At 60.7% G+C, this 295-nt stretch carries 1 pseudogene; it reads left to right on the top strand.

The features are described from left to right. Window positions 1–170 (top strand): annotated as a pseudogene (locus tag F2P44_RS34750) (IS5/IS1182 family transposase); the annotation flags it as partial. Window positions 171–295: the final 125 nt, after the last annotated feature.

Below are 295 nucleotides of genomic sequence, written 5' to 3'. Positions count from 1 at the left end.
ACTGCCGCGAACTGGGACATGTCCCCCTGATCGACCACAACCCGCGTGGGGGCGAGAAGGAGCACTTCGAGCCTGCCGATGAAGTTCGCTACCGTGAGCGCACTGTAGCCGAACGGACCAACGCGCGCCTCAAGGACGAATTCGGCGGCCGCAACATTATGGTCAAAGGCATGCCCTTATACATAAGTCAGTCACCCCAGCCCGTCGCGTAATGCACGTAAGGTCTCCGCCGAGGCGTGCACTTGATCGAGCCCCTTCCAGATCGTCTTGACGCCAGGTTCGCCATCGCTGTTGC

Source organism: Massilia frigida, assembly GCF_011682175.1.
Taxonomy (GTDB): Bacteria; Pseudomonadota; Gammaproteobacteria; order Burkholderiales; family Burkholderiaceae_D; genus Telluria_A; species Telluria_A frigida.
Note: the sequence above shows the minus strand (reverse complement) of the source record. Positions and strands in the feature narration are given on the sequence as shown.